The sequence below is a fragment of the Rhizobacter sp. genome (genome assembly GCF_035702065.1).
Taxonomy (GTDB): Bacteria; Pseudomonadota; Gammaproteobacteria; order Burkholderiales; family Burkholderiaceae_C; genus Rhizobacter.
On the sequence record NZ_DASSRA010000271.1, the window covers coordinates 1 to 2,143 of the forward strand.

Below are 2,143 nucleotides of genomic sequence, written 5' to 3' on the forward strand. Positions count from 1 at the left end.
TGGCTCAGCTTGAACACCGCCACCGCGCCCACCAGCTGCTGTGCCTGGGCCTTCAGGCTCTCGGCAGCCGCCGCGCTCTGTTCCACCAGCGCCGCGTTCTGCTGCGTCGCCTGGTCCATCTGCGTGACGGCCTCGCCGACCTGCGCCACACCGGCCGACTGCTCGCTGCTCGCGGCACTGATCTCGCCCATGATGTCGGTCACGCGCTTGATCGAGGCGACCACCTCCTGCATCGTGGTGCCGGCCTGGTCGACCAGGGTCGTGCCTTGTTCGACACGTTCCACGCTGGTGGAGATGAGGCTCTTGATCTCCTTGGCGGCTTCGGCCGAGCGCTGCGCCAGGCTGCGCACTTCGGCGGCCACCACGGCAAAGCCGCGGCCTTGCTCGCCCGCACGTGCTGCTTCCACCGCGGCGTTCAGCGCCAGGATGTGGGTCTGGAAGGCGATGCCGTCGATCACGCCGATGATGTCCGAGATGCGCTTGGACGAATCGTTGATGCCCTTCATGGTGTCGACCACGCGGTCCACCACCTCGCCGCCGCTCACGGCGACATTCGAGGCGCTCATCGCCAGCTGGTTGGCCTGGCGGGCGTTGTCGGCGTTCTGCTTGACCGTGCTGGCCAGCTCTTCCATCGAGGCGGCGGTTTCTTCCAGGGCACTGGCCTGCTGCTCGGTGCGCGCGCTCAGGTCGTGGTTGCCCTGCGAGATCTCGGCGCTGGCGGTGGCCACGCCTTCGGCGTTCTGGCGCACGCCGGACACGATGCCGCGCAGGTTCGTCTGCATCTTGCTCAAGGCGTCGATCAGCTGGCCCATCTCGTCGTGGGTGTAGGCAGTGATGTCCTGGCTCAGGTCACCCTCGGCGATCCGGCTGGCGGCGTTCACCGCCTTCGTGGCGGCGCCCATCAGGTTGCGCGACACCACCCAGCCGATGCCCATGCCGAGCACGATCATCGCCAGCAGGCTGCCGATCAGCACGATCCGGGCGCGCGCGAAGATGGCGTCGCCCTCGGCGCTGGCGGCGTTGGCGCCACGGGCGTTGAACTCGATCAGCTTGTCCAGCTCGTCGTTGGCCGCGTCGAAGGCGGAGCGCCCAGGGCCAGCCATCAGCTCCTTGGCATCGAGCGCATTCAGGTTGCGCATCAGCTTGACCAGCACCGGGCCCAGGGCCACATAGGTCTTCAGGTGCTTGTCGAACTCGGCGAAGATCTTCTTCTCTTCGGCGCCGTCGAGCTGCTTCTCGTAGTCCGTGCGGGCCTTCTCGATGCGGTCCTCGATGACCTTCATCTGCTTCTCGTAGCCGTCGACGGCGCTGCTCTCCTCGACCATGCTCAGCTGCAGGCGCAGCAGTCGGTAGTCCGCCAGGTCGGCGTTCAGGTCGCCGAGCGCCTTCACGGAAGGCAGCCAGTTCTGCGCGATGTCGGTCGACTTGGCGTTCACCGTCTGCAGTTGATACAGCGAGGCCAGGCTTTGCAGCAGGGCAATCACGAGCACGAGCGCGAAGCCGCCCAGCAGTTTGGTGCGGATGCTCAGGTTCCGAAGGTTCATGGTGCGGGGGGCCTCGTCGAGAGAATCAGCCGGACGGTCAGAAGGTTTCCCAGTCGTCGCTGCTGGCAGCCGCGGTGGCGGCCGGCTTGGACGCCGCGGGGGCGGGAGCAATCGGTTCGACGCGCGGTGCCGGCGCAGCGGAGGCCAAGGCCTTGGGGGCGGGCTTGGTCACCGGAGCAGGCTTGGCCACAGGCGGCTTGGCCGCGGGCTTGGCGGCCACAGGGGCAGGCGCCATCAAGGGCGCCGGAGCCGGTGCTGTCGCCTGCTCCGAGCCCAGGCGGAAGCTGCTCACCGCCTTGGCCAGCGTGCCGGCCTGTTGCTTCAGGCTCTCGGCTGCGGCTGCGGATTGCTCCACCAATGCAGCGTTCTGCTGGGTCATCTGATCGAGCTGCACCACGGCGGTGTTGACCTGGCCGATGCCGTCGGACTGCTCCGAGGCGGCGGCGGTGATCTCGCCAATGATGTCGGTCACGCGCTGCACGCTGCCCACGATCTCGTTCATGGTGGCGCCGGCGTCGGCCACCAGGCGCGAGCCGGTCTCGACCTTGTCGACGCTGGCCCCGATCAGGCTCTTGATCTCCTTGGCGGCCTCGGCCGAA

At 67.8% G+C, this 2,143-nt stretch carries 2 protein-coding genes; both read right to left on the minus strand.

The window, feature by feature from the left end; all coding sequences use genetic code 11:
• On the minus strand, positions 1-1,544 hold a 1,544-nt coding region (locus VFL64_RS12385), incomplete at its 3' end, for a methyl-accepting chemotaxis protein (protein WP_489540685.1).
• Positions 1,545-1,581: 37 nt separating this feature from the next.
• The coding region (locus VFL64_RS12390) for a methyl-accepting chemotaxis protein (protein ID WP_489540686.1) at positions 1,582-2,143 on the minus strand (562 nt) is incomplete at its 5' end.